The 24,591-nt window shown below is 71.7% G+C and carries 17 protein-coding genes and 1 tRNA gene; 11 read left to right on the top strand and 7 right to left on the bottom strand.

Translation table 11 applies throughout. From position 1 onward, the window contains the following. Positions 1-557 precede the first annotated feature (557 nt). The 5 genes from OG371_RS02670 to OG371_RS02650 all read right to left on the bottom strand — a co-directional run bounded on the left by OG371_RS02670 (position 558) and on the right by OG371_RS02650 (position 5,410). Entirely contained in the window at positions 558-761 is a 204-nt protein-coding gene (locus OG371_RS02670) for a cold-shock protein (RefSeq protein WP_091629631.1), read from the bottom strand. Positions 762-1,161: 400 nt separating this feature from the next. Continuing rightward, a complete protein-coding gene (locus OG371_RS02665; protein WP_329065157.1) occupies positions 1,162-1,461 on the bottom strand; it encodes a hypothetical protein in 300 nt (99 codons plus the stop codon). 1,058 nt (positions 1,462-2,519) lie between these two features. Further along, positions 2,520-2,596 (bottom strand) — tRNA-Arg (locus tag OG371_RS02660). 918 nt (positions 2,597-3,514) lie between these two features. Further along, positions 3,515-3,796, bottom strand: a complete 282-nt coding sequence (locus tag OG371_RS02655; protein ID WP_329065155.1) for a peptidase inhibitor family I36 protein — start codon at positions 3,794-3,796, stop codon at positions 3,515-3,517. A 546-nt stretch (positions 3,797-4,342) separates the two neighbouring features. After that, on the bottom strand, positions 4,343-5,410 hold the full coding sequence (locus tag OG371_RS02650) for a LacI family DNA-binding transcriptional regulator (protein ID WP_329065154.1): 1,068 nt from the start codon (positions 5,408-5,410) through the stop codon (positions 4,343-4,345). A gap of 82 nt (positions 5,411-5,492) precedes the next feature. On the opposite strand from OG371_RS02650, the gene OG371_RS02645 reads away from it, so the two are divergent. Both OG371_RS02645 and OG371_RS02640 read left to right on the top strand, forming a co-directional pair. Beyond that, a complete protein-coding gene (locus tag OG371_RS02645; protein ID WP_329065152.1) occupies positions 5,493-6,665 on the top strand; it encodes an MFS transporter in 1,173 nt (390 codons plus the stop codon). Between the two features lie 102 nt (positions 6,666-6,767). After that, complete coding sequence (locus OG371_RS02640; protein ID WP_329065150.1) at positions 6,768-7,457, top strand: sensor histidine kinase; 690 nt, start codon at positions 6,768-6,770, stop codon at positions 7,455-7,457. On the opposite strand, the gene OG371_RS02635 is transcribed toward OG371_RS02640, so the two are convergent. Next, positions 7,431-8,069 carry a histidine phosphatase family protein gene (locus tag OG371_RS02635; protein WP_329065148.1) on the bottom strand — a complete coding sequence of 213 codons (639 nt, stop codon included), beginning with the start codon at positions 8,067-8,069 and terminating at the stop codon, positions 7,431-7,433. The two genes, OG371_RS02640 and OG371_RS02635, sit on opposite strands and share 27 nt — an antisense overlap. A 54-nt stretch (positions 8,070-8,123) precedes the next feature. Here OG371_RS02635 and OG371_RS02630 point away from each other — a divergent pair, with 54 nt between their 5' ends. The 8 genes from OG371_RS02630 to OG371_RS02595 all read left to right on the top strand — a co-directional run bounded on the left by OG371_RS02630 (position 8,124) and on the right by OG371_RS02595 (position 21,893). Continuing rightward, on the top strand, positions 8,124-10,142 hold the full coding sequence (locus OG371_RS02630) for a cytochrome c oxidase assembly protein (RefSeq protein ID WP_329065146.1): 2,019 nt from the start codon (positions 8,124-8,126) through the stop codon (positions 10,140-10,142). 105 nt (positions 10,143-10,247) lie between these two features. After that, positions 10,248-11,924 carry an energy-dependent translational throttle protein EttA gene (ettA, locus tag OG371_RS02625; RefSeq protein WP_329065143.1) on the top strand — a complete coding sequence of 559 codons (1,677 nt, stop codon included), beginning with the start codon at positions 10,248-10,250 and terminating at the stop codon, positions 11,922-11,924. 17 nt (positions 11,925-11,941) lie between these two features. Continuing rightward, the gene (locus OG371_RS02620; protein ID WP_329065140.1) at positions 11,942-14,554 is read left to right on the top strand and encodes a hypothetical protein; all 2,613 of its coding nucleotides are present in this window, start codon (positions 11,942-11,944) and stop codon (positions 14,552-14,554) included. A gap of 399 nt (positions 14,555-14,953) precedes the next feature. Further along, positions 14,954-19,936 carry an NAD-glutamate dehydrogenase gene (locus tag OG371_RS02615; protein ID WP_329065138.1) on the top strand — a complete coding sequence of 1,661 codons (4,983 nt, stop codon included), beginning with the start codon at positions 14,954-14,956 and terminating at the stop codon, positions 19,934-19,936. Continuing rightward, positions 19,933-20,355, top strand: a complete 423-nt coding sequence (locus tag OG371_RS02610) for an acyl-CoA thioesterase (RefSeq protein ID WP_329065136.1) — start codon at positions 19,933-19,935, stop codon at positions 20,353-20,355. Before OG371_RS02615 ends, OG371_RS02610 begins: the two co-directional genes overlap by 4 nt. Beyond that, entirely contained in the window at positions 20,348-20,983 is a 636-nt protein-coding gene (locus tag OG371_RS02605) for a hypothetical protein (RefSeq protein WP_329065134.1), read from the top strand. The genes OG371_RS02610 and OG371_RS02605 overlap by 8 nt, the downstream gene beginning before the upstream one ends. A 61-nt stretch (positions 20,984-21,044) precedes the next feature. Then, on the top strand, positions 21,045-21,311 hold the full coding sequence (locus OG371_RS02600) for a hypothetical protein (RefSeq protein ID WP_329065133.1): 267 nt from the start codon (positions 21,045-21,047) through the stop codon (positions 21,309-21,311). A gap of 132 nt (positions 21,312-21,443) precedes the next feature. Beyond that, entirely contained in the window at positions 21,444-21,893 is a 450-nt protein-coding gene (locus OG371_RS02595) for a DUF6292 family protein (protein ID WP_329065131.1), read from the top strand. 128 nt (positions 21,894-22,021) lie between these two features. Here the strand turns inward: OG371_RS02595 and OG371_RS02590 are convergent, their stop codons facing one another. Further along, positions 22,022-22,915: an acyl-CoA desaturase gene (locus tag OG371_RS02590; protein WP_329065129.1), complete on the bottom strand. Its 894-nt coding sequence runs from the start codon at positions 22,913-22,915 to the stop codon at positions 22,022-22,024. Between the two features lie 566 nt (positions 22,916-23,481). On the opposite strand from OG371_RS02590, the gene OG371_RS02585 reads away from it, so the two are divergent. Next, positions 23,482-24,495, top strand: coding sequence for a transcriptional regulator (locus OG371_RS02585; protein WP_329065127.1), 1,014 nt, complete (start codon positions 23,482-23,484; stop codon positions 24,493-24,495). The last annotated feature ends 96 nt before the right edge of the window (positions 24,496-24,591 follow it).

The following is a 24,591-nucleotide window of genomic DNA, read 5'->3' as shown; positions in this document are numbered from 1 at the left end:
GTGACGAGTCTCCGCTCTGCGCCGAGGCAGGCCGGATGGCCATTGCTCGGTGCGAACGGAACAGCCGACCGTACCCGAAAGAAGTAGTCTGCGAGGTCTGCTCCGAAGATGGGAGGCGGCCGGCTCAGACCTTGGTTCCGCGGTCCGGAGTGGCTTGGTCCGGTTCGGTGTGGACCGGAGCGATTGACTCGGCGCAGTGCGGACCCGAGCGATTTGGCTCGGTGCGGACTGGAGCGGTTGGTCCGGTGCAGTGCGGACCTGAGCGGCTTGGCTCGGTGCGGAGTGGCCTGACTCGGTCCGGATTGGAGCGGGCCGGGCTTGGCTTGGTGCAGTGCGGACCGGGTGAGTCGGTCTCCGCTGCTGCTGTGCTGGACGCCCCCGCGCGGTCCGTTGTGCTGAATGCCCCAGCGTGATGCTGGGAGGATCCTGCGCGGTGGGTCTCGATGAGGTGGTTCTGGCCCGGTCCGGGAAGCCGTCAGAGCGGGTCCGGCGCTGGTGGCCAGCCGGGAAGGCCTTCGCCCTCGAGGAGTGAAGGCCTTCCCGTTATCGCCAGTGGATCAGATAGCGACGACGCGCTGAGCCTGCGGGCCCTTCTGGCCCTGGCCGATCTCGAACTCCACGCGCTGCCCCTCGTCCAGGGACTTGAAGCCGTTGCCCTGGATCTCGGAGTAGTGCACGAAGACGTCCGGTCCGCCGCCGTCCTGGGCGATGAAGCCGAAGCCCTTTTCGCCGTTGAACCACTTGACGCTGCCCTGAGCCATGCTTTTACCTGTTTTCTCATCTGTGAGCCGGGTGCCCCGTACGAACATCCCGGTCTCGGGGTCCATCTTGCCAGTCCTGCCCCGGCGTGGCCCGCTTGCCCGGGTATTAGGGCCTGGTCAGGCCACCCGAAGGGGTCTCCGGGAGGGGTTCGAGCCCGGTGTTTAAGGGCCTGGACCTGCTGGGTTCCATATTTGGTTGGGCCAATGGAGTGATGATTGCGCCGGTTGTTTTCATCTCCCGTTCATGTCGTGGCTGAACGCCTGCTCGCGCTCGGCGTCGGGGGGCGGGTGTCCCGTCTCACAGGGTGGGAACGGGGCCTGAAAGTTGCTGTCACCGTGCCAACGCCAGCCCGGTTGCCGGCGTGAACGGCCTCGCCCGATCTCGTTGCCGTGCTTGGCGTCAGGCTGCTTCCGCGTCCGATGTGGACTGTTCTGGTGGCGGTGTGGTGGTGAAGTCGAGGGTCGGCTGTACCGGCACCTTGCGTCTGGAGCGCCGTCGGGGCGCCGGGCCGAACTGGCCCTGGACGGGGCCGCCGTCCTCCGGCAGCGAGTCGTCCTCCGCCAGGTGGGGATGGTCGGCGAGATAACGGAGCTTCAGCAGGTGGCGGCGCACAAGACCGGCCCGTCGAGCCTCTTGAAACGCGGCCCGGGCGGCTTCGTTGGCGCCGCGGCGCCGGGACCTGGGAGGTGGCTGCTCCACGACGGTGTCCTTTGCTGAATGGCCGACGGGCGGCGGGCTTGGGCGGGTGCGGCCGGGTCGCCGGCGGTGAGGCTGGGTACGTCGCCCGGCGGTCCGGGGTCGCTCGGCGAGGGCTGCATGGCGATGGGGCGAGTGGCTGCCCGCAGGGTTGGGCGAGCCGGCGGCGCGCAGAGTGCGGACGAGCGGCTGATGAGGCCGACTGGCTGTGCTGCGGCGCTGGTCAGCAGCGACTGCGCGGACGGGCAGCGGACGGTGCCGAGCAAGCGGCTGGCTTCCCGGGCGGTGCGGATCGGCCGGTTCGGGGGTGCAGGTGAGTCGGTTCGCTGGTGATGGGTGAGCGGCGGGTGCGTTGAGCGGGCAGCTGGCTTCGTGGGTGGTGCGGATGGCTGCTTCGCGGGTGTGGCTGAGTCGGTTCGGGGGTTGTGGGTGAGCGGTGGGCTGGGCCGGCGGGTGGACGGCTTCGCGAGAGGTGGGTGAGTCGCTTCGCTGGTGTGGGTGCGCTGCGGGCCGAGTTGCGCGAGCGGTTGGCTTCGCGCGCGGCACGGTTGGGTCGGCCTGCCGGTGCTGAGGTGGGCCGGCTTGAAGGGTGGGTGAGCAGCTGCCGGGCGGGCGGCGTTGAGCGACCGGCTGCGCGTGGAGCGGTAGCTGCATGGGGAACGGTGGTTGGACGGGCGACGGGTTCCGCGTGGAGCGGCGGCTGCGTGGGCGACCGGCTGTGCGGGGAACGGCGGCTGGGCGGGGCGGTTCGCGGGTGGCGTTGGGTGGGTGGCGGTTGTGGCTCGGTGTGATCAAGTCGTCGCGCGGGTGGGTGGTCTGGACGACTGGTGGGCATTTCGCCCGTGAGGTAACAAGGTTGTCTCAAGTGGAACTCGGGCCGGGATTGTTGGACCATTCGGCCGCTTCAACGATCCGTCTTCCGGGGTGCGGTGTGGTGTGGACGGGAGAGGTGGCCGTCCATTGTGGGCTGCCGGGGGCGTAGGCCTCTGCGGGCGGCTGCATGAGAACGACTTCTCGCTGCGGGAACGCTGTGCGCGGACCGCGCACAGCGTTTTCCCTGGTGGTGCCCCCGGCAGGACTCGAACCTGCGACCTAGAGATTAGAAGGCTCTTGCTCTATCCAGCTGAGCTACGAGGGCCCGGTCGACGACGGTTGCCGATCTCCAGCACCGGCAGCTTAGTCGTCACCATCCTCTCGATCGTTCGACACCGTCGAATCGTTTCAGGTCTTCGGTGACGGATTTGCACAGGTTTCTCGCGGGGTCGTCCGCGGGGGTGAGGCGCCCGACGTCGGGCACGGGGACGGGTGGGTCGGTGATCGCCGACGGTGGGCGGGGTGAGCGCAGGCGGTGGTGGGCAGGCTTCGGCGTTGACGGCGGGCAGGTGGCGGACGTACGGGACGGGAGTGGCGGACAGGCAGCGCGGGGAGTGGGCGCGGTACGGAGTGGTGGCGCGCGGTACGGAAGCGGTGGGTGCACGGGCGGCAGAGGTGGGTAGACGGCGCGGGGGCAGTGGGCCGGGGACGGGAGTGGTGGGCAGGCGGGACGGGATTGGCAGGTGCGCGGAGCGAGGTGGCGGGCGCACCGGACGGAATCGGGTGGGCACGCGCCACGGGGGGCGGGCGCAGGGAACGAGGGCGCCGGACGTGCGGGATCGAAGTGAGGTGTGCGGGACGGCAGTGGCGGGCGGGCGGGGCAGAAGCAGCGGGCGGCCGGGATCGAAGCGAGGTGTGCCGCACGGGACTGGTGGGCGGGCGGCGCGGAAGCAGTAGGGCATGGGGCGGCAGTGGTGGCAGGCGGGACGGGAGTGGCGGGCGCACAGCTCAGGGAGTGGCAGCTCCACGACCTGCGGCGGATGGAGGAGGGCTCCCGGGGCGCCGGTGGAAAACGACAGGGGGCGGTGCCCCGGGAGGGCTGGGAGGAGCCCGTGGACGCACCGGGCGGTGGGTGCGTCCACGGGCCGGGGCCGCTGGGGGAGCGGCCCCTGGGTCCGGCGATCGGCTGCGAGTCGACTCGGCCTGGAGCTAACCGGCTCGGCGGGCCCGGTCTAGGGGTGGGCTATTCCCAGATCTTGATGGCGCGGACGACGAACGGAGACTTCGGAACGTAAGTGCCGCCACCCGGATAGGTGTGGAAATCTCCGTCGGTCGAACAGTCTTCGCCTTGGTAGATGGTGACGTCGCGTGTCATGTGGTTCACGAAAGAATGAGACTCGAATCCCTCGGGCAGGGGAATGCAGTCGCTGGGGTTGCTGGTGCGGAGGTCGAAATGCTGGGCGTCGCCGGTGTAGGACTCCTGGGACCAGAGGCAGAATTCGCCGGCGGTGCAGGCTGGGTCCATTTGAGGTGCGCCGCCAGGGGCGGCGCCACCATTCGGTGCCGGTGCCGGTGCCGGTGCCGGTGCCGGTGCCGGTGCCGGTGCCGGGGCGGGAGCGCCGTTCTGCGTGAGAGCGGGTGCGGGTGCGCCGACAAGGGCGGGAGCCGCGGCAGGGACGAAGGCGGGGGCAGGTCCTGTTGCAGTAGAAGAAGTGGAGGACGGTGCGGCCTGGGCGATGCCCGATCCGGCCAGCAGACCGGCCGCGGCCAGGAGGAGGACGCGGGGCAGTCGGGCAGGCTGGTGCGGGCGGCGGGACGCCAGTGAAGGCAACGGAGACGGTGAAGGCAACGCGGGCAGTGCAGGAAGGGCCGGGAACGCAGGCTCAGGCACTCGGCGGAACATCAATGGAACTCCCCCTCTTCGGGCGGCCAGGAGGGCCGCCGTGGAATGTGTGGGTTCCACGATGCCGGGTTAGGGGGGATTTGTCTGCCCGCATTCCTACGTCTGTGGACAAGTAGTTTTCCGTCGCTCGAAAGGGCGCGGTTGTCCACAAATCGGTGAGCGGTATTGCTAAACGGGTGCGGTGCTGTCACGCCGGATGAGCGAGACGGGCAGTTCGATGGGTGGCGGTGGGGCGCCGCCGTCCAGCAGGTGCAGGACCAGTTCGCCGGCGATCCTGCCCTTGCCGGCCAGGTCCTGGCGGACGGTGGTGAGCGGGGGGTCCGCCCAGGCGGCCTGCGGGATGTCGTCGAAGCCCACCACGGAGACGTCCTCCGGCACGTGCAGGCCCAGCTGCCGGGCCGCGGCGACGGCCGCCAGCGCCAGCTGGTCCGACATGCACAGCAGCGCGGTGGGCCGCGGCGAGCCGCGTAGCAGCGAAGCGGCGCTGGCTGCCGCGTTGTCCGCCGAGAGCCACGGTGCTTCCGACACGGCTACGTCCGTCACGCCGGCCGAAGCCAGCGTCTCCAGGTAGCCCGCCAGCCGCTCGCGCGTGCCGCGGAACGAACTGGAACGCGCGGACTCCAGGGCCGATGGCCCGGCGGACGAAAGCCGCGGCGCCGACAGGACCCCGAACCGGCGGTGTCCCAGCTCGAGCAAGTGCCGGGCGGCCAGCGCGGCGCCGCCACGGTCGTCGCAGCCGACGCGCGCCGTGTCCGGCAGCAGTGGCTGGTCGATCACCACGAGCGGCAGGCCGCGGTCGTGCACGGGCTCCAGCGCGGGCGTTCCGTCGGCCAGCGAATACGCCACGGCGATGTCCGCCTGCGCCGCCAGCACCCGCTCGGCCGGCGGGCCGCCCTGCGCTTCGGTGCCGGGCAGGAGCAGCAGGGCGTGGCCGGCCGGGTCGACGGCCTTCGCCAGCGCGTCCAGGGTCACCGAAAGGGCCGGGTCGGAGAACGCCGCCGACAACGAGGAGTCCAGCAGGAACGCGATCGCGCCGGTCCGGCTCGTGGCGAGGCTGCGCGCGGTCGGGTTCGGCCCCGGGTAGCCCAGGTTCTTGGCCGCGCGCAGCACCTGCTCGCGCAGCTGCGTGGACAGCTGGTCGGGCCGGTTGTAGGCGTTGGACACGGTCGCGCGCGACACCCCGACCGCCTCCGCGACGTCGTCCAGCGTCGGCCGCCGTCGCCGGGTGCTCGTCATCGGCGGAGCATAGCGCGCCCTGGACTTTCTGAAGCGCTTAAGTCATTCTGGGCCAACAGCTCCCGGCAGAGAGGGCGGCGAGATGCGCGACCGGACGGCGGTGTTCGCGGTGTTCGCCCTCAACGGCGCCGCGCTCGGTTCGTGGGCGCCGCGCACGCCCGCCATCGCCGCGCACGTGCAGGCGCAACCCGGGATCTTCGGGCTCGCGCTGCTCGGCGCCAGCGTCGGAATGCTTTGCGGCGCACCGGTTTCCGGCCGGCTGACCGAACGTTACGGTGCGCGCGCGGCCGTCGCGGGCAGCACGCTGGTCGCCGCCGCGGCCCTCGCCTTGGTCGGCTTCTCCCCGTCGGTAGTGCTGCTCGCCGGCGCGCTTTTCGTGCTGGGCGCGGGTGTCGGCGCGCTGGACGTCGCCATGAACATCGCCGGCGTGGCGGTGGAACGCCGCACCGGCAAGGCCGTGATGCCGACGCTGCACGCGGGGTTCAGCTTCGGCGCGCTCGCCGGTTCGCTCCTGGCCGGGCTGGCCGCCGGGCACGACTGGTCGCCCGCGCGGCACCTGAGCGTGGCTGCGATCGGGGCGCTGGTCGTGCTCGCGGTGGTGCTGAAGGCCGTGCCGGGGGATCGGCCGCCGCGTGAGACCAAGGCGACGGCGCCGGCGAAGGCCGCGATCCGACGTCCCGCGCTGTGGCTGCTCGCCTCCATCGCGCTGTGCTCGGCGATCGCGGAAGGCGCCAGCTCCGACTGGTCTGCCCTACTGATGGTCACCGCCCACGGCGTCGGCCAGGGCGCGGCCGCGCTGGCGTACTCGGGCTTCTCGCTGGCCATGGCGCTCGCGCGGCTGGGCGGCGCGTGGAGTCAGGAACGCTTCGGCGCAACGCGTTCTCTCGCGGCGGGCGCCGGCGTCGCCGCCGTCGGCCTTGTCTGCGCTGCGGTCTTCACGCCCGCCGCGTTCGCGTACGTCGGCTTCGCGCTCGCCGGAGCTGGGCTCGCCGCGGCGTTCCCGCTGGCGCTCAGCCTGGCCGGCAGTGCGGGGAAACGGGCCGACGGCGGCGGGGGCGAGCGGGAGCTGGCGTTCGTCTCCACGGTGGCCTACTCCGGCTTCCTCGCCGGCCCGCCGCTGATCGGCGGGATCGCGCAGGCGACGTCGTTCCGCGTCTCGTTCGTGGTGGTCGCCCTGATCGCCGCGCTGATCGTCCCGGCCGCGCTGGCGGCCGTGCGCGCCCGGCGTCACGAAGAGGTCACAGCCTCGGCCTGACCCCGTTGACACCCCACGCCCGCCGGGGCAAGCTGACTCCGCCATAAACTGAAATGAATGCGCGAGGAACGTCATTTCAGGCTGGTTTGGGGAGGGGGACTCGTGTCGGTGGCTATCGCGGCGGCGGCCGTGCTCGTCCTGCTCGGTGGTGCCGCCTGGTTCGCGCTCGGCGTCGGGGAGCGCCGCGGTCGCGCGGCGGAGCGGGAACGCCACCGGCGCGCCGTCCACGACACCGTGCTTCAGGTGATGGAGTCGCTCGCGCTGCCCGCGCCCGCGGACGTCGTCGACCCCGTCGGCAGCCTCGACCGCGTACGCCGGACCGCGCGTGAGCACGCGCTTCGCCTCCGCCTCAGTCTCGACAGTCTTGACAGCACCGACGACACCGAACCCGCAGGCCTCGTACAGCGACTACGAGCGCTGACGGCGGAACTCGCCGCGGACGGCCTGGCCGCCGAGGTCGTGGAACTCTCCGCGCTCGGCGATCTGCCCGAAGCCACCGTGGACACGTTGCACGGCGCGGCGCGCGAAGCCTTACGCAACACCCTGAAGCACTCGGGTACGCGACGCGCGGTCGTCTCCGTCGAAGCGAGACGCGACGGTGTCAGCGTCACAATTCGGGACCACGGCACGGGTTTCCGTCCGGAGAACCGACGGCACGGGTTCGGCATCGAGCACTCGATCGTCGGCCGGCTCACCGAAATCGGCGGCGACGCCACGATCGACTCGGCCCCCGGCGAGGGCACCCGCGTCCGGCTCAGAGCACCGTTAGCCCTGCGTCTCCCCGTCGGGTGATTCCCGCCACTGCGCGAACGGCCGGTCCAGCCGCCACTTCCCGCCGTCGGACTCCAGCACGCGGTATTCGCAGGTGCGCGGGTTCGACAGCGACTCGAACAGGTCGATGCTCCAGTCGAACAGCCGGCGGCACAGCAGCCGCATGGTGAGCCCGTGGGAGACGATCAGCACAGTCCCGGGGTGATCTTCGCCGCGCCGGGCCAGGTCCGCCAGGAACCCGGCGACGCGGTCGTCGACGTCCGCGCCCGATTCGCCGTACGGCAGCCGGTAGAAGAAGTGCCCGAAGTCGTGCCGCTGCTGGCGTTGCACCTCTTGCTCCCGCGGGTCCTGGAGGTTGCCCCAGTCCTGTTCGCGCAGCCGCGGCTCCTGGGTCACGCGCTCGCACGCGCCCTCGATTCCCAGCAGTGCGAACGTTTCCCGGGCGCGCAGGTACGGGCTCAGGTAGACGGCCGGGCGCTCGCCGTGCAGCAGCTCCCGGATCACCGGGCCGGCCTCGCGGGCCTGTTCGCGGCCGGCGTCGGTCAGCGCGATGGCATGGTCGGGAATCCGGGTATAGGCCAGTTCGTCCACGTTCCCGAGCGACTCGGCGTGACGCAGCAGGATGATCCGCACCGCACCCATCATGCCCCCGTTCCGCGGGAAAGCGGCCCGGCCTAGTCTCGTGAGGTGCCCTCGGATGCCGTGACGAAACCGGAAGTGCCTGCCCAGCGCCGGGCGAGCGTGCTGCCGCTGCTGTCGGTCGGGGTGGTCCTGGCCGCCCTCATCGCGGTGGGACTGGTCGCCCTCACCGGTGGGGCCGGCTATCTCATCGCGGGGCTGCCCGACCCCGGGCTCGTCACCCGCTACGGCATCACGGTCGTGCGGGTGCTCTCGGAGGCCGCGTCGGTCGTCTGCATCGGCGCGCTGCTGCTGGCCGCGTTCCTGGTGCCCCCGCAGAAGTCCGGCACGCTCGGGCCCGAGGGGTACGCCGCGGTGCGCACCGCGGGCATCGCCGCGTGGGTCTGGTTCGCCGCCGCGCTGCTCTCGGTGGCGTTCACCGCCGCCGACGGCGCGGGCAAGCCGTTCGGGGAAGTCCTTTCGCCCCAGACACTCCTGGACCTGGTCGACGCGATCGAGCAGCCGAAGGCCTGGCTGTGGACGGCGCTGATCGCGGTCCTGCTCGCCCTCGGCTGCCGGCTCGTGCTGACCTGGGGCTGGACGACGGTGCTGTTCTTCGTCGCGGTCGCCGGGCTGGTCCCGGTCGCGGTCACCGGCCACTCCGCGAGCGGCGGCTCGCACGACATGGCCACCAACAGCCTGCTGTTCCACCTGGTCGCCGCCGCGCTGTGGGTCGGCGGGCTGGTCGCGTTGCTCGCTCTCGGCTGGCGCCGCGGCAACCACCTGACGGTCGCCGCGACCCGGTTTTCCCGGATGGCGCTGGTCTGCTGGATCGTGATGGCGATCTCCGGCGTGATCAACGCGCTGGTGCGGATCAACCTCGGCGATCTGCTGACCACCGACTACGGCCTGCTCGTCGTCGCGAAGACGGTCGCGCTGCTGCTGCTCGGCGTATTCGGCCACCAGCAGCGCCGCCGCGGCGTCGCCGGTCTGGTGAACGGGCAGGGCGGCAGCCAGCTGCTGCGGCTCGCCGCGGTCGAAGTGCTGATCATGTTCGTCACGATCGGCCTCGCCTCAGGCCTGGCGCGCACGCCGCCGCCGGCCGACGCGGTCACCCAGCCCTCCACCACCGAGCTGCTGATCGGCTACAACCTCGACGGCGCCCCGACGTTCTGGCGCCTGCTCACCGACTGGCGTTTCGACCTCGTTTACGGGACCGCCGCGATCGTGCTGGCCGGGCTCTACCTGGCGGGCGTGTGGCGGCTGCGCAAGCGCGGCGACGCCTGGCCGGTCGGCCGGATCGTCGCGTGGCTGGGCGGCTGCCTGGTGATCCTGCTCGCGACGTCCTCGGGCATCGGCCGCTACTCGCCGGCGATGTTCAGCGTGCACATGGGCGGCCACATGATGCTGTCCATGGTCGCGCCGGTGCTGCTGGTGCTGGGCGGCCCCGTGACGCTCGCGTTGCGGGCACTGCCGGTCGCGGGCCGCGACGCGCCTCCGGGGCCGCGAGAGTGGCTCCTGGCGGCCGTGCACTCGCCCGTCTCGCGGTTCCTGACGCACCCGATCGTCGCGCTGCTGCTGTTCGTCGGCTCGTTCTACGCGCTGTACTTCTCCGGCCTGTTCGACTCCGCGCTGAACTACCACTGGGCGCACCTGGCGATGAACGCGCACTTCCTGCTCGCCGGCTACGTCTTCTACTGGCCGGTGATCGGCGTCGACCAGGCGCCGCGGCGGATCCCGCCGATCGGCCGGCTCGGCATGATGTTCGCCGCCATGCCGTTCCACGCGTTCTTCGGCGTGATCCTGATGAACATGCAGAACGTGATCGGCCAGCTCTTCTACTCGCAGCTGCGCCTGCCGTGGGTCGGCGACCTGCTCACCGACCAGCGCCTCGGCGGCGGCATCGCGTGGGCGTCGGGCGAGGTGCCCGTGCTGCTGGTGCTGATCGCGCTGCTGGTGCAGTGGGCGCGCGCCGACGAGCGCGAGGCCAAGCGCAAGGACCGGCGCGAGGAGACCACGGGCGGCGAGGAACTCGCGGCGTACAACGCGATGCTCAAGAACCTCGCCGACGGCAAGCGAGTCGAGTGAGACACGCCGGGCGGTGATGCCGTCCGCGTGATCTGGGCGTGACCGTCGGTAGTACCACGGTGACCGCCGTCGAGGCGCGGAACGGGCCACTCTACGATCGCTGGCATGGCCGAGTTCATCTACACCATGAAGAAGGTGCGCAAGACCGTCGGGGACAAGGTCATCCTCGACGACGTCAGCACCGCGTTCTACCCCGGCGCCAAGATCGGCGTGGTGGGGCCGAACGGTGCCGGTAAGTCCACCGTTCTCAAGATCATGGCGGGGATCGAGCAGGCCAGCAACGGCGAAGCGTTCCTCCAGCCGGGCGCCAGCGTCGGCATCCTCATGCAGGAGCCGGAGCTGAACGAGGAGAAGACGGTCCGGCAGAACGTCGAGGAGGGGCTCGGCGACGTCAAGGTCAAGCTCGACCGCTACAACGAGATCGCCGAGCTGATGGCGACCGACTACAGCGACGCGCTGATGGAGGAGATGGGGCAGCTCCAGGAGGACCTGGACCACGCGGACGCCTGGGAGCTCGACTCGACCGTCGAGCAGGCCATGGACGCGCTGCGCTGCCCGCCGGCGGACGAGGCGGTCACCCACCTCTCCGGTGGTGAGCGCCGCCGCGTCGCGCTGTGCAAGCTGCTGCTGTCCGCGCCCGACCTGCTGCTGCTCGACGAGCCCACCAACCACCTGGACGCCGAAAGCGTGCTGTGGCTGGAGCAGTTCCTGATGAAGTACGCCGGCGCCGTGCTGGCCGTGACCCACGACCGGTACTTCCTGGACAACGTGGCCGAGTGGATCATGGAGCTCGACCGCGGCCGCGTCGTCGGCTACGAGGGCAACTACTCGACCTACCTGGAGAAGAAGCGCGAGCGCCTCGAGGTCCAGGGCAAGAAGGACGCCAAGCTGGCCAAGCGGCTGCGCACCGAGCTGGAGTGGGTGCGGTCCAACGCCAAGGCCCGCCAGACCAAGTCCCGCTCGCGGCTCGACCGCTACGAGGAGATGGCGGCGGAGGCCGACAAGCACCGCAAGCTCGACTTCGAAGAGATCCAGATCCCGCCGGGCCCGCGCCTGGGCAGCATCGTGGTCGACGTCGACAAGCTGAGCAAGGGCTTCGACGGCCGGGTGCTCATCGACGGGCTGTCGTTCGACCTGCCGCGCAACGGCATCGTCGGCGTGATCGGCCCGAACGGCGTCGGCAAGACCACGCTGTTCAAGACCATCGTCGGGCTCGAGGAGCCGGACGGCGGCACGGTCAAGATCGGCGAGACGGTCAAACTGTCCTATGTGGACCAGAACCGCGCCGGGATCGACCCGAAGAAGACGGTGTGGGAGGTGGTTTCGGACAAGCTCGACTACATCCACGTCGGGCAGACCGAAATGCCTTCGCGCGCGTACGTCAGCGCGTTCGGCTTCAAGGGCCCGGACCAGCAGAAGCCGGCGGGCGTGCTCTCCGGTGGCGAGCGCAACCGGCTGAACCTGGCGCTGACGCTCAAGCAGGGCGGGAACCTGATCCTGCTGGACGAGCCGACGAACGACCTGGACGTGGAAACCCTCGGCTCGCTGGAGAACGCGCTCGAGCAGTTCCCCGGCTGCGCGGTGGTGATCTCGCACGACCGGTGGTTCCTCGACCGGGTCGTGACGCACATCCTGGCCTGGGAGGGCACGGACGAGAACCCGGCCGCGTGGTTCTGGTTCGAGGGTAACTTCGAGGGCTACGAGAAGAACAAGATCGAGCGCCTCGGCGCCGAGGCGGCACGCCCGCACCGGGTCACCCACCGCAAGCTGACCCGCGACTAAAGGGGGCGGGGTCCCGCGTGGAAGCCAGCAGGCACAACCGGTCGAGCTCGCCCGCAGTCGTGGGCGGGCGCTCCGCCGTTGCTCCGGGCGGGACCCTTTCCGCGGTCGGGCGGCTGATCGAACGGGCGGACGCGCTGCACCTGCGCGCCCCGGAATTGGCTCTGGTGCTCGGGGAGCGCGCCGCCGCGCTCGCCGAGTCCGCCGGGGCGGACGAGCAGTGGATCCGCGCGGAGAGCCTGGTGGTCTCGGCGCGCGTGCGGATCGGCTCCCGGCCTTCGACGGTCGGCCGCGCGGTCGCCGCCCTGCGCGCAGCCGAGCACGCCGGGTACGGCGACATCGCCGCGCGGCTGCGGATCGATCTCGCGGTGTGCGCGCGCAGCCTCGGCACGCCGTTGACCGGGATCGCCGCGCTGCGCCCGGTTCTGTCGGACCCGGTGGTCTCGCCGGTGCACCGCGCGGAGGCGCTGTGCCACCTGGTGGGCTGCCTGGCGCAGTTCGGCCGCAAGGCGGAGCTGGACCGGGTGCTCGTCGAGGCCGATCGCTTGGTGCAGCACGACGATTCGCTCGACTCCGACACCCGGCTGCTCGTGCGGGCGTTGCTGCGCAACGGAACCGCGGCGCACCGCCGCCGGCACGGCGACCTCACCGCGGCCGCCGACGCCGCCCGCACCGGGCTCGGCTTCCTGGAGAAGATGGACCGGCCCGAGGACGACGGCGGCCTGGTCCGCGTCCGGCTCGTGCTGCAACTGGTGAGCACGCTGCTGGACCGCGGCGACGCGGAGATGGCGCTGGAGATCGCGCAGCCGACGCTCGCGGAGCCGGTGCGCGCCGCGGGGGTCGCGCCCGCGAGCTGGCTCCGGCTGGCCGTGGCGACCAGGATCCACCTGCCCGCCGGCGCGGGCGAAGCGGCGACGGAACTCGTGCGCGAGGCCGTCGCGAGCACCGAGCGGCACGGCCTGCACGCCGTCACCGCGCGGTTGTGGCTCGAGCTTTCGCAGATCGAGGAACGCTTCGGCCGGGCGGAAGAGGCCATCGCGTGCCTGCACCGTTCGCGCGCCGCGGAGCACCTGCACTCACGTTCTCGGCGGCAGGCCTGCGGTCTGCTCGCGGGCGAATTCGGCGCGGACACCCTCGCGGCCGTCGACCTCGACGACGTGCTGGCCGCGCCGCCGTCGCGCCCGGTGCCGATCGCGGTGGAACCCTTGCGGGACGACGACACCACGACGTTCATGCGGCCGGCCGAGCTGATCCGCGAGAAAAAGCCCCGGCCCGCTCCCGAACCGGCCGTCGAAACCGCGTACTTCACCGCCGCGGGATCGGTGCCGGAGGCGCCGGCCGAACCGCCGGCGCCCGCGGAGCCGGAGCGCGTCACGCCGTCCTGGTCCTTCGGGCGGACGGCCGGGGAGCGCGAGGTCGAGCAGACCGCGATCATCCCGGTGATCCGCGACCGGCCGGACGCGCCGGTTTCGCCGCGCCAGGCCGAGCCCGTCGCGCGGAAACCGGAGCCGGTCGTCGAACCGCGGGAAAAGCCCGCTGCGGCAAGGGAATCGCAGCCGGTCGAGAACCGGTCGTCCGGCGGCAAACGGCGCCAGGAGGACGCGGACCGGCGGGCGGCCAGTGGCGTCGAGCGGCGGCCGGAAAGCCCGCAGCGGCCCGTGGAACGCACTGGTGAGGTCGCGGAGACCGGTGGCGGACGGCGGCGTCAGGAAGACGTGGCCGCCCGGCGTGCGGCTGCGGCCAAGCCCGCCGCGTTGCCGGGCTGGGTCAAGCCGTTCCGGCGGCCCGAGGTGGCCGCCGCACCCGAACCCGTTGAGCCACCGGTGGAAACCCCGGCCGAAGCACCGGCACCAGCTGTCGAAGCACCGGTCGTCGAAACCCCGGCGCGCAAGCCCGAGCCGGCACGGTTGTCGCTGGCGATGCCGGACCTGTCGGACATCCTGCCGGAGCTGGCGCTGGCCCCGGCGCCCGCCGACCAGACCGCCGCGCCGCTCTGGGAAAGCGATGAGTGGGCGCGTGAGGAACGGGCCCGGCGCGAAGTCCAGAGCGGGCGCAAGACCCGGCACGACTCCGAGCACGGCTCCGTGGCCGCGCGGTCGGTTCTGGACCGGCTCGGCATTTCCGGCTCGGGTGGTTCCGGTGGCGGCCGTCGCCGGGCGGACGAGTCCGGCCCACGCGAAGAAGCCGAGCGCACGGCCGAACCCGTTCCCGAAACCCAGGCCGCAGCAGTCACGCCGGCCGCCGAGGCCGATCCGCCGTGGAAGCGGGAGCGCCCCGACCTCGCACCGCCGCCCCGGCCCGAGCTGACCGAAGAGGAAGCCGCCGCGGAGCCGTGGCTGCCGCGGCTGCGGATGCCGCCGTCCCTCGACCCGCTCGAGGACTTCGACAGCTGGACGCCCACCTCGCAGCCGTTCCCGGAGAGCTACGCCCGGGCGATCGCGGAGGACGAGCCGCCGCCGGACGCGGGGCTCGCCGAACTGCTGGCGCGGGCGCTGGCCGAGCACCAGGCCGGCACGGCCAGTGCCGCCGCGCTGGTGAAAAAGCTGGGCTCGCGCGACGAAAACGGGCAGCAGCGCCCGATGAACGGCCACTCGGCCGGGCGGGACGGGAAGCGGAACGGGTCCGTCGACTGACCCTCGACCGGGCCGGCCCGGCAACCGGTCCGGGCGAATTCGGTGTGGGAATCCTCGCAGTGCGCGGAGGCAACCTTTTGCGGTCTCGGTGATCGGGTGACGCGGGCCGGTTCTGACTGAACCGATCACGAAGCCGCCCCGTCACCGGCCGCGGCGAGCGGGCACCGGATGTGCCAAGGGGTTCGGCGGGTGAACGGGTGTCACGGACTCGCCGGTAGCTTGACCGATCAGGCGTTATAGCCCGTCCGGACAAGGGCAAACCAACCCGCCGGTCTTGGTGAAGCGCCCGATCGCGGCGGATTAGGGTGGGGTGGTCCGGCACGATGTGGTGACGGACTGGTCTCGATCTCGCGCAGTCTTGGGCTTCGCGGATCTTTCGCACAGTGGAGAGTTGCCTCAATGAGCTCGACGGGAGTCTCGTCCCAGCCCGGAACCGAAGTCGGTCACGGGTCCGGCGGCCAGCGCCGCGCCACCAGCCCCGAGCAGAGCCGCGACGAGCTGATCGCCGCCGCGGCGGCGCAGGCGCCGGAGATCGGTGACCTGATCCGGCTGTACTACCGGCACATCCCGCCGGAGGAGATCGTCGGCGACGATCCGGTCGCGCTGGTCGGTGCGGTCCGCTCGCACCTTCAGCTCGCGAAGCAGCGCATCCCCGGGCGGCCCGCCGTGCGGCTGCTCAACCCGTCGACGGCCGAGGACGGCTGGACGCGCGAGGCGACCGTGGTCCAGGTGGTCACGGACGACATGCCTTACCTCGTCGACAGCATCGCCGCCGAGTTCGCGCGCGACGGCGTGCAGGTGCACCGCATCGTGCACCCGATCGTCGTGGTCAGCCGCGACCTCACCGGCGAGCTGATCGGCCTGCACCCGGACGCCGACCCGGCCGACCCGCCGGCGATGTCGGCCGCCGAGTCGTGGATGTACATCGAGATCGACCTGGTCACCGACCCGAACCGGGCGCGGGAGCTGGACAACCGGCTCGCCTCGGTGCTGGGCGACGTGCGCGAGGTCGTCGAAGACGCCGACAAGATGGCCCAGACCGCTTGCGCGCTGGCCGAATCCCTGGAGCAGGCGCCGCCGAAGCTGGCCGCGGACGAGGTCGAAGAGGGCGCCCGGCTGCTGCGCTGGCTCGCCGACGGCCACTTCACCTTCATCGGCTATCGCCGGTACGAGCTGGTGCAGAACCCGAGCCCGGACTCCGACGAGCCCGCCCTGCGCGCCGTGCTGGCCTCGGGCCTCGGCGTGCTGCGCCAGGACAGCCTCGCCGCGCGCGGCCTCACCGCGGGCCCGGACAGCTCGGTGAACGCGCTCTCGCCGTTGCTGCTGGTGCTCACCCAGGCCAGCGCGCCCTCGACGGTGTACCGCCCGGTGTACCCGTACTACGTCGGCGTGAAGACGTTCGACGAGCACGGCAACGTGACCGGCGAGCACCGGTTCCTCGGCATGTTCACCACCACCGCGCTGCACGAGAACGTGCTCGACATCCCGGTGGTGTCCAAGCGCGTGCGCGCGGCGATCCACCGCGCCGGCTTCCCGATGGAGTCCTTCTCCGGCCAGCGCATGCTGGAAGTCCTGCAGAACTGGCCGCGCGCGGACCTGTTCTCCGCGGACACCGATTCGCTGTACGCGACCACCACGGGCGCGATCACGCTTTCGGACCGCCGCCGGCTGCGGCTGTTCCTGCGCCGCGACCCGTACGGCCGCTTCTACTCCTGCCTGGTCTACCTGCCGCTCGACCGCTACACCACGCGCTCGCGGCTGGCGATGCAGGAGGTGCTGCTCGACGAACTCGAAGGCACCCAGCTCGAGTACAGCGCCCGGATCGGCGAGACCGTGCTGGCGCAGGTGCACTTCATCGTGCACACCGACCCGGCGCACCAGGTCGACCCGGACACCACGCGGATCCAGGAGCGGCTGAACTCCGTGGTCCGCGGCTGGGACGACCGGATGGTCGAGGCGATCCTGGCCGAGCGGCGCGAGCGCGCGGGCGACGGCCAGCCGATCGGCATGATGGGCGAGGAGTCCGCGGTCGACCAGGGGCAGCGGTTCGCCGCGGTGTTCCCGGAGGGCTACAAGGAAGACTTCACCGCCGCGGAGGCGCTGGCCGACCTGCGCCGCCTCGACACACTCAACGACGAGGGCGACCTCGCGCTGTCGTTCTACCTGCCGGCCGACGCCGAGCCTGGCGAGCGCCGCTTCAAGCTCTACCTGCGCGGCGAGGGCGTCACGCTCTCGAAGGTGCTGCCGGTTCTGCAGGCCATGGGCGTCGAGGTCGTCGACGAGCGCCCGTACGAGCTGTTCCGCGAGGACGGTGGCGCCAGCTGGATCTACGACTTCGGCCTGCGCATCGAGCCGCAGGCGCTGGACGAATCGAACGACGTGGCGGTTTCCGAGTTGCGCGAACGGTTCCAGGACGCCTTCCACGCGTCGTGGCAGGGCGACGCCGAGGTGGACGGCTTCAACGGGCTGGTGCTGCGCGCCGGGCTCACCTGGCGCCAGGCCGCCGTGCTGCGGGCCTACTCGCGCTACCTGCAGCAGGCGCGGAGCCCGTTTTCCCAGTCCTACATCCAGAACACCGTGCTCAAGCACACCGAGGTGGCCACCCGGCTGCTGCGCCTGTTCGAGGCGCGCTGCGACCCGCAACTGTCCGATGTGGACCGTGCGACGCGCGAGGAGACGCTGGTCAGCGAGATCACCTCGATGATCGACGAGGTCACCAGCCTCGACGAGGACCGCATCCTGCGCCGGCTGATGGCGGTCATCAACGCGACGCTGCGCACGAACTACCACGTGACCGACGCCGAAGGCGGCCCGCGGCCGTACCTGGCGATCAAGCTCGACCCGAGCGGCGTGCCGGAGCTGCCGGAGCCGCGGCCGAAGTTCGAGATCTTCGTGTACTCGCCGCGGGTCGAGGGCGTGCACCTGCGCTTCGGCGAGGTCGCCCGCGGCGGGCTGCGCTGGTCCGACCGCCGCGAGGACTTCCGCACCGAGGTGCTCGGCCTGGTCAAGGCGCAGGCGGTGAAGAACGCCGTGATCGTGCCGGTGGGCGCGAAGGGCGGCTTCGTGGTGAAGCGGCCGCCGGCGGCGACCGGTGACGCGGGCCTGGACCGTGACGCGCAGCTGGCCGAGGGCATCGCCTGCTACCGGATGTTCATCTCCGGCCTGCTCGACCTGACCGACAACCGGGTCGAGGGCCGCGAGGTCCCGGCGCCGGACGTGGTGCGCCACGACGCGGACGACAGCTACCTCGTGGTGGCGGCGGACAAGGGCACCGCGAAGTTCTCCGACATCGCGAACGAGGTGTCCGCGCAGTACGGTTTCTGGCTCGGCGACGCGTTCGCCTCCGGCGGCTCCGTCGGCTACGACCACAAGGCCATGGGCATCACCGCCAAGGGCGCGTGGGAGAGCGTGAAGCGGCACTTCCGCGAGCTGGGCAAGGACACCCAGACCGAGGACTTCACCGTGGTCGGCATCGGCGACATGATGGGCGACGTGTTCGGCAACGGCATGCTGCTGTCCGAGCACATCCGCCTGGTGGCCGCGTTCAACCACATGCACGTGTTCCTCGACCCGAACCCGGACCCGGCCTCGTCGTTCGCCGAGCGGCGCCGGCTGTTCGACCTGCCGCGCAGCTCGTGGGACGACTACGACCGCTCGCTGATCAGCGAGGGCGGCGGCATCTACCCGCGCTCGGCCAAGACGATCCCGGTCAGCCCGCAGGTGCGCGAAGCGCTGGGGCTCGGCGACGACGTCACCGCGATGGCTCCGATGGACCTGATGCAGGCGATCCTGCTGGCCCCGGTCGAGCTGCTCTGGAACGGGGGCATCGGCACGTACGTCAAGGCGGAGTCCGAATCGCAGGCGGCGGCCGGCGACAAGGCCAACGACGCGTTGCGCGTGAACGGGAACCAGTTGCGCGCCAAGGTGGTCGGCGAGGGCGGCAACCTCGGCCTGACCCAGCTGGGCCGGATCGAGTTCGCCCGCTCCGGCGGCAAGATCAACACCGACGCGCTGGACAACTCGGCCGGCGTCGACTGCTCCGACCACGAGGTCAACATCAAGATCCTGCTCGACCACCTGGTCGCCACCGGCGGCCTGGAGCAGGCGCAGCGCAACGAGCTGCTGGAGGAGATGACCGACGAGGTCTCCGACCTGGTGCTGGCCGACAACTACCGGCAGAACGCGGTGCTCGGCGTCAGCCGCGCGCACGCGGGGCCGATGGTTTCGGTGCACGCGCGGCAGGTCGCGGCGCTCGTCGCGGCCGGCGCGTTCGACCGGAAACTCGAGGCGCTGCCCAGCAATTCGGAGTTCCGCGCGCTGGACAAGGCCGGCGAGGGGCTCAGCTCGCCGGAGCTGGCGACGCTGCTCGCGCACGTGAAGCTGGACCTGAAGGACGAGCTGCTGGCCAGTGAGCTGCCCGATTCCGAGGTGTTCGCGCGCCGGCTGCCGGAGTACTTCCCGAAGCCGCTGCGCGAGCGGTTCACCGACGCCATCGGGCAGCACCCGCTGCGCCGCCAGATCATCACCACGCTGGTGACCAACGAGCTGGTCGACGGCGGCGGCATCTCGTTCGTCTTCCGCCTGATGGAGGAGATGAACGCGACCGCCACCGACGCGGTGCGCGCGTACGCCGTGGTCACGCACGTCTACGACCTGCCGAAGCTGTGGGCCGAGATCGACGCGCTGGACAACGTGGTGTCCACCGAGGTGGCCGACCGGATGGTGCTGGAGACGCGGCGGCTGCTGGACCGGGCCGCGCGCTGGTTCCTGACCAACCGGCCGCAGCCGCTCGCGCCGCTGGCCGAGATCAACCGGTTCGGCCCGGTGCTCGGCGAGCTGGTCCCGCGGCTGGGCGACCTGCTGCGCGGCCGTGAGCGCGAGTCCGTCGAGGCGGGCGCGCAGGACTTGGTGGACGAGGGCGTGCCGGCCGACCTGGCCAGGCGGATCGCCTTGCTGCTGCACAGTTACGGCCTGCTCGACGTGGTCGAGGTCGCCGAGCTGGCCGAGCAGCAGGTGGGCCTGGACATCGTGCACCGCCCGGGGGACACCGCGGACCTGTACTACGCGCTGTCCGACCACCTGGCCATCGACAAGATGCTCACCGAGATCAGCGCGCTGGAGCGCGGCAACCGGTGGCACGCCCTCGCGCGGCTCTCACTGCGTGACGACGTGTACGGCTCGCTGCGCGCCATCACGCTGGATGCCTTGCGCCACAGCGACGAGGACCTGCCGACCGACGACAAGATCGCGCAGTGGGAGAAGGTCAACGCGTCACGGCTGTCGCGGGCGCGCGTGGCCCTCGACGACATCACCCGGTCCGGGCGGCTCGACCTCGCGACCCTTTCGGTGGCGGCCCGCCAGATCCGGAGCACGGTTCGGTGACCTATGTTTCGCAGGTCCGGCCGCGCTGGTCGGACATGGACGTCTACGGGCACGTCAACCACGCCAACATGGTGACGCTGCTCGAAGAGGCGCGGATCCCGGTGCTGTTCGGCGAGGCGGTGAAGGCCGGGCTCACCGAGCTGCCCAAGGGCGTGGTCGTGGTCAAGCTGGCCGTGCACTACCGGCAGCCGATCGTGGTCGCGCCGGACACCCCGGTGCGCGTGGAGATCACCCTCACCGAGATGCGGGCGGCCAGCATCACGCTGGCCTACCGCGTGCACACCGGGCCCGAGGAGTCGGACCCGGTGGCCGTCACGGCCGAGACCGTGCTGGCCCCGTACGACACCACCAAGCTGCGGCCGCGCCGGCTGACAGCACCGGAAACCGAGTTCCTGAAGCGAGTGTTCGCCGATGCCTGAGCTGCGCATCCCCGACGCGGGCGACCGCGACACGCTGGGCGCGTTCGTCGCGCGGGCGGTGCGCCTCGACGGGCAGACGTCGGTGCGGCTGCGCCAGCGCGAAGACGGCGTCGTCGAGGCCTGGACGGCCACCCCGTTCGAGGTCCTCGCCACCCGCGCGGTGGCGGGGACCATCACGCCGTCCGACATCACGGTGTCGGGCAACGAGCTGCTCGCCGCGCTGACCGTCGCGGGCGGCCCGGTGATGGACCCCGGCCCGGCGCGCGACCTGATGTGGCACGCGGAGCTGCCGGCGTCCGGGCGGTGGCAGCTGGTGGACGAGCTGCCGGTCGCGGTCGTCTCGGACCTGGCCGACCGCGGCGTCACGCTGGCCCGTGACAACGCCGGCCCGCACGGCACCCCGCCGGCCTCGCTGATGGACCAGGCGGTGCTGACGGTGACCGGCGGCGAGCTGGAGGTGAAGGTCCAGCTGCGGTGCCTGTTCGCGTTGTCCGGCATGGGTTTCCTGGACTCCACGATCGACGGTGACGTGGTGCGCGTGACGGCCACGGACTCGTGGCTGCGCCTCGACGCGCGCTACGGGGCGGTGCTGAAACGGCGGCACGCGTTGCTGCCGCTGCTGTTCTGAAGTCCTTGCGGGTTTCTTTCGCTCCGTGGCGCCGGGCCGCCCGGGGTGCGATCGTGGAGGCATGAGCGAGCAGGACGGTGACCCGACGGCGGACTTCCTCGCCGAGGTGCGCGCGGACGAGACGCCGTGGCGCACCGACCGTCCCGCGGGCGAGCCCGCGCCCGAGCCGGCGGAGCACCCTGAAAAATGGACCCGCTCCGTCGGCCGGGCGGTCGGGCAGGCCGCGCCGTACGTGCAAGCCGCCCTGTTCGCGGGGTGGATCGCGAGCAGTTTCGCCGACTCCGGAAACGGCGGCGGAGGGGACATGAGCGGCGGTCAGAGCGGTTGATGCCCTGGTTCTGACCGCGAACCCGGGTAGAGTCGTTGGCGGTCAGCTGCCGTCCCTCCGAACGGCACCGCGGCCTCTACACCGCTCCTGCCGGTTTTCGCCGGCGCGGTGGGACGGTGGAACGGAGATCTGATGCTCCTGTCCAGACCCGACCTTCTTTCCGACCTTGCCGAGGGTGACGACCACCAGCTGCTGCGCAGCGCACTCGCGGGTTACGTGAGCGCGGTGGCCACTGCCGTCGGCGTTCCGCCTGAAGGAACGTCGTTCGAAGTCACTGACACTGTCACCGCGTACCTCGGCCTCAGCCGGCGTGCGCCGTCGTACCCGGGCCGCGACCTGATGCTGGTGTGGAGCGCGCGCCAGGGCTGGGCCGTCTCGGTGGAGCCGCGCCCGGACGAGGCGCCGCTGGTGCTCGCCCGCCTCGGCGGCGACGTGGTCCCCGCTCCCGAAGCCGTCGGCCGGTTCGTCACCGAGGTGGTCTCCCGGACCGGCGGCACGCCTCTGGGCGCCCCGCCCGCCCGGGTCGCTGCCGACGACGAGGACCTGGTCGCCCGGATGCTGCTGCGCGCCGGGCAGACGTGAGGCTGCGGCGGTAGGACAAGGCTTGGGGAAAGGACCCGGCGGCGGGCTCGTGTCGAGCCTGCCGCCGGGTTTTTCTTTAGCTGCCGAGCAGTTGTGGGTCAGACTGCTGTTGGTCAGGCTGCTGTTGATCAGGCGCTGCGGAGCTTGCGGGCCAGGCGCTCCGGCCGGGGCCAGCGGACCTGGGAGGCCCAGCTCAGCTTTTCGAACACCCAGATCAGCCGGGCGGAGATGTCCAGCTGTCCGCGGCCGACGCCGTGGCGCGCGCCGGTGGGGTCGGCGTGGTGGGAGTTGTGCCAGGACTCGCCGAAGGACAGGATCGCCAGCGGCCAGAAGTTGGCGGAGCGGTCGCGGGCCTCATACGGGCGTTCGCCGATCATGTGGCACAGCGAGTTGACCGACCAGGTGACGTGGTGCAGCAGCGCGACGCGGACCAGCCCGGCCCAGAAGAACGCCGTCAGCGCGCCCCACCAGCTCATCGTGATCAGGCCGCCGAGCAGCGCCGGGCCGAGCAGGGTGGCGACGGTGAGCACCGGGAAGAGCTTGTCGACCAGGCTGATGTCGCGGTCGTCGAGCAGGTCGGGGGCGAAGCGGCGCGGGTTGGTCTTGTCGCGGTCGAAGAGCCAGCCCATGTGCGCGTGCCAGAATCCCTTGGCCAGCGCGGCGGGCGTGGTGCCGAAGCGCCAGGGGGAGTGCGGGTCGCCGTCTCGGTCGGCGTACGCGTGGTGGCGCCGGTGGTCGGCCACCCAGGCGACCACGGGCCCCTGCATGGCCATGCTGCCCGCCACGGCCAGCCCGATCCGCAGCCCGCGCCGCGCGCGGAAGGCGCCGTGGGTGAAGTACCGGTGGAAGCCGATCGTGACGCCGAGCCCGGTGAGGCAGTAGAACGCGGCCGCCAGCCCGATGTCCAGCCAGCTCAGCCCCCACCCCCAAGCCAACGGCACCGCCGCGGCGACCGCCAGCAGCGGCACGACGGCGAACACCTTGACGAGGAACGCCTCGGTCGCGGTCTGCCGCCCGGCCATCACCGGCTCACTGGCCCGCCCACCGGTTTTCCCGGCCGGGCTTTCGGCCGGGTCGGTGTCCGTTGGCGAACTGTCTGCCGGGGTGGTGTTTGTGGGCGAATTGTGTGCCAGGGCAGGGTTTTCGGCGGAAGTGCCTGCCGGGCCGGGCTCCGTCAGGGCGGCTGAAGACGCCGCCGGGGCGCTGGGGGAAGACGCCGTCAGGGTGCCCGGGGAGGGCGCCACCGGGGTGTGCGGGGAGGACGTGGCCGGATCGTCGAGGGTGTCGATGCTGGACTCCTGTGTTGAGCTGGTCTGGCGGCTGCGGGGGCACAGCGCCGAGGCCGGTTCCCGCGGTGGTTCCGCCGGCCTCTGCGCCGGGGACCTGAGCACCGCTGGTACGGCCGGTCCGTCAATCCGGATCCTGGCCGCTGCCTCCCCAGTCAACGACCACCGCCTCCCGATGGTTCCCCGCGAACCGGCCACCACCCTGTGCCGGCCCAGTCCGGGCGTTCTCCGGGCGAGCCCTCCTCAAACTCTCGATCCCGCCGTACTCTCGAATCGAGAGTACGCAACCATCGGGAGTGAACATGGCCGAGCGGGAGCTGGAGGCGGGGCTGCGCGAGGTGGTCCACCAGCGGGTGCGCCTGGGTGTGCTGGCCGTCCTCGACCGACGGGGGCCGTGCACGTTTTCGCAGTTGCGGGACGCGCTGGGGCAGAGCGACGGCGGGCTGGGCCGGCACCTGGGCGTCCTGGAGGAGCACGGGTACATCGAGACCGAGAAGGTCTTCGAGAACCGGCGGCCGCGGACCTGGATCCGGATGACCGGGGCCGGGGTCGAGGCCTTCCGTGAAGAGCAGGAGCTGCTGGCCAAGCTGCTCGCGACGGCCTCACCCGGGACCGGCGAAGGCGACGACCACACCGCGGCCATGACCATCGTCTTCGCCGCCCTGCTCGCCGGGGAGGACGACGAGCCCGCGTCCCCGGGGCAGGCCGACCGCTCGGTCCTGGTGCCCGCGACCCCGCTCATCGGCGGACGGCGCCGCGAGCCGCTCACCTCCGGGCCGATCAGCGCCCGCTACGGCTTTCCGCCCGGCTACGCGGTTTCCGGCTCCGAACAGCACGCCCAGCGGCTGATGATGCGGAGCCACGGCCTGCGCGGCGGATGGGTCACCACCTGGTCCGTCGACGACCGCGAGCCGTCCGGCCAGGACGGTGCGGGCCTGACGCACGAGTCGGGCCGGGAGGGCGCGGGCCTGGCGCACGTGTCCGACCAGGACGCCGCCAGCCGTGCGCGCGCGTCCGGTCAGGACGGCGTCGGCTTGGCGCATGCGATGGTGTTCGAACTCGCCAGTGCCTCGGATTGCGCGGCGATCCTCGCGGTGATGAGCCCGCCCACCGTGCCCCTGCCGGACGTGCCGGGAGCCCGCGGCTACCTGCTCCCCGGAGCCGGGGACGGGGCGCCCGCCACGGCCGTCGCCTGGTTTTCCGAGGGGCCCTGCCTCGCCTCGGTGGTGGTCGTCGCCGGGGAAGACGTTGCCGTTCCGGCTCTCGAAAGCCTGGTGCCCGAGGTGCACGGATCCTTGGCCGCCCACCAAAACTGACTGCCTACAAAGGACTTGACCCGTGACCTCCGCACCCGCGGCCGACACTGCTCAGTCCCGCACCGCCCGGCGCGCGACCCTGCGCGCCATCCTCCT

Source organism: Amycolatopsis sp. NBC_01480, from assembly GCF_036227205.1.
Taxonomy (GTDB): domain Bacteria; phylum Actinomycetota; class Actinomycetes; order Mycobacteriales; family Pseudonocardiaceae; genus Amycolatopsis.
Note: the sequence above shows the minus strand (reverse complement) of the source record. Positions and strands in the feature narration are given on the sequence as shown.

What these genes read in the sequence shown, in the direction of transcription:
- OG371_RS02670 (WP_091629631.1), bottom strand. Translation starts at nt 761, where the DNA reads ATGGCTCAGGGCAGCGTCAAGTGGTTCAACGGCGAAAAGGGCTTCGGC.
- OG371_RS02655 (WP_329065155.1), bottom strand. Translation starts at nt 3,796, where the DNA reads ATGGACCCAGCCTGCACCGCCGGCGAATTCTGCCTCTGGTCCCAGGAG.
- OG371_RS02650 (WP_329065154.1), bottom strand. Translation starts at nt 5,410, where the DNA reads ATGACGAGCACCCGGCGACGGCGGCCGACGCTGGACGACGTCGCGGAG.
- OG371_RS02645 (WP_329065152.1), top strand. Translation starts at nt 5,493, where the DNA reads ATGCGCGACCGGACGGCGGTGTTCGCGGTGTTCGCCCTCAACGGCGCC.
- ettA (WP_329065143.1), top strand. Translation starts at nt 10,248, where the DNA reads ATGGCCGAGTTCATCTACACCATGAAGAAGGTGCGCAAGACCGTCGGG.
- OG371_RS02615 (WP_329065138.1), top strand. Translation starts at nt 14,954, where the DNA reads ATGAGCTCGACGGGAGTCTCGTCCCAGCCCGGAACCGAAGTCGGTCAC.
- OG371_RS02605 (WP_329065134.1), top strand. Translation starts at nt 20,348, where the DNA reads ATGCCTGAGCTGCGCATCCCCGACGCGGGCGACCGCGACACGCTGGGC.
- OG371_RS02600 (WP_329065133.1), top strand. Translation starts at nt 21,045, where the DNA reads ATGAGCGAGCAGGACGGTGACCCGACGGCGGACTTCCTCGCCGAGGTG.
- OG371_RS02595 (WP_329065131.1), top strand. Translation starts at nt 21,444, where the DNA reads ATGCTCCTGTCCAGACCCGACCTTCTTTCCGACCTTGCCGAGGGTGAC.
- OG371_RS02590 (WP_329065129.1), bottom strand. Translation starts at nt 22,915, where the DNA reads ATGGCCGGGCGGCAGACCGCGACCGAGGCGTTCCTCGTCAAGGTGTTC.
- OG371_RS02585 (WP_329065127.1), top strand. Translation starts at nt 23,482, where the DNA reads ATGGCCGAGCGGGAGCTGGAGGCGGGGCTGCGCGAGGTGGTCCACCAG.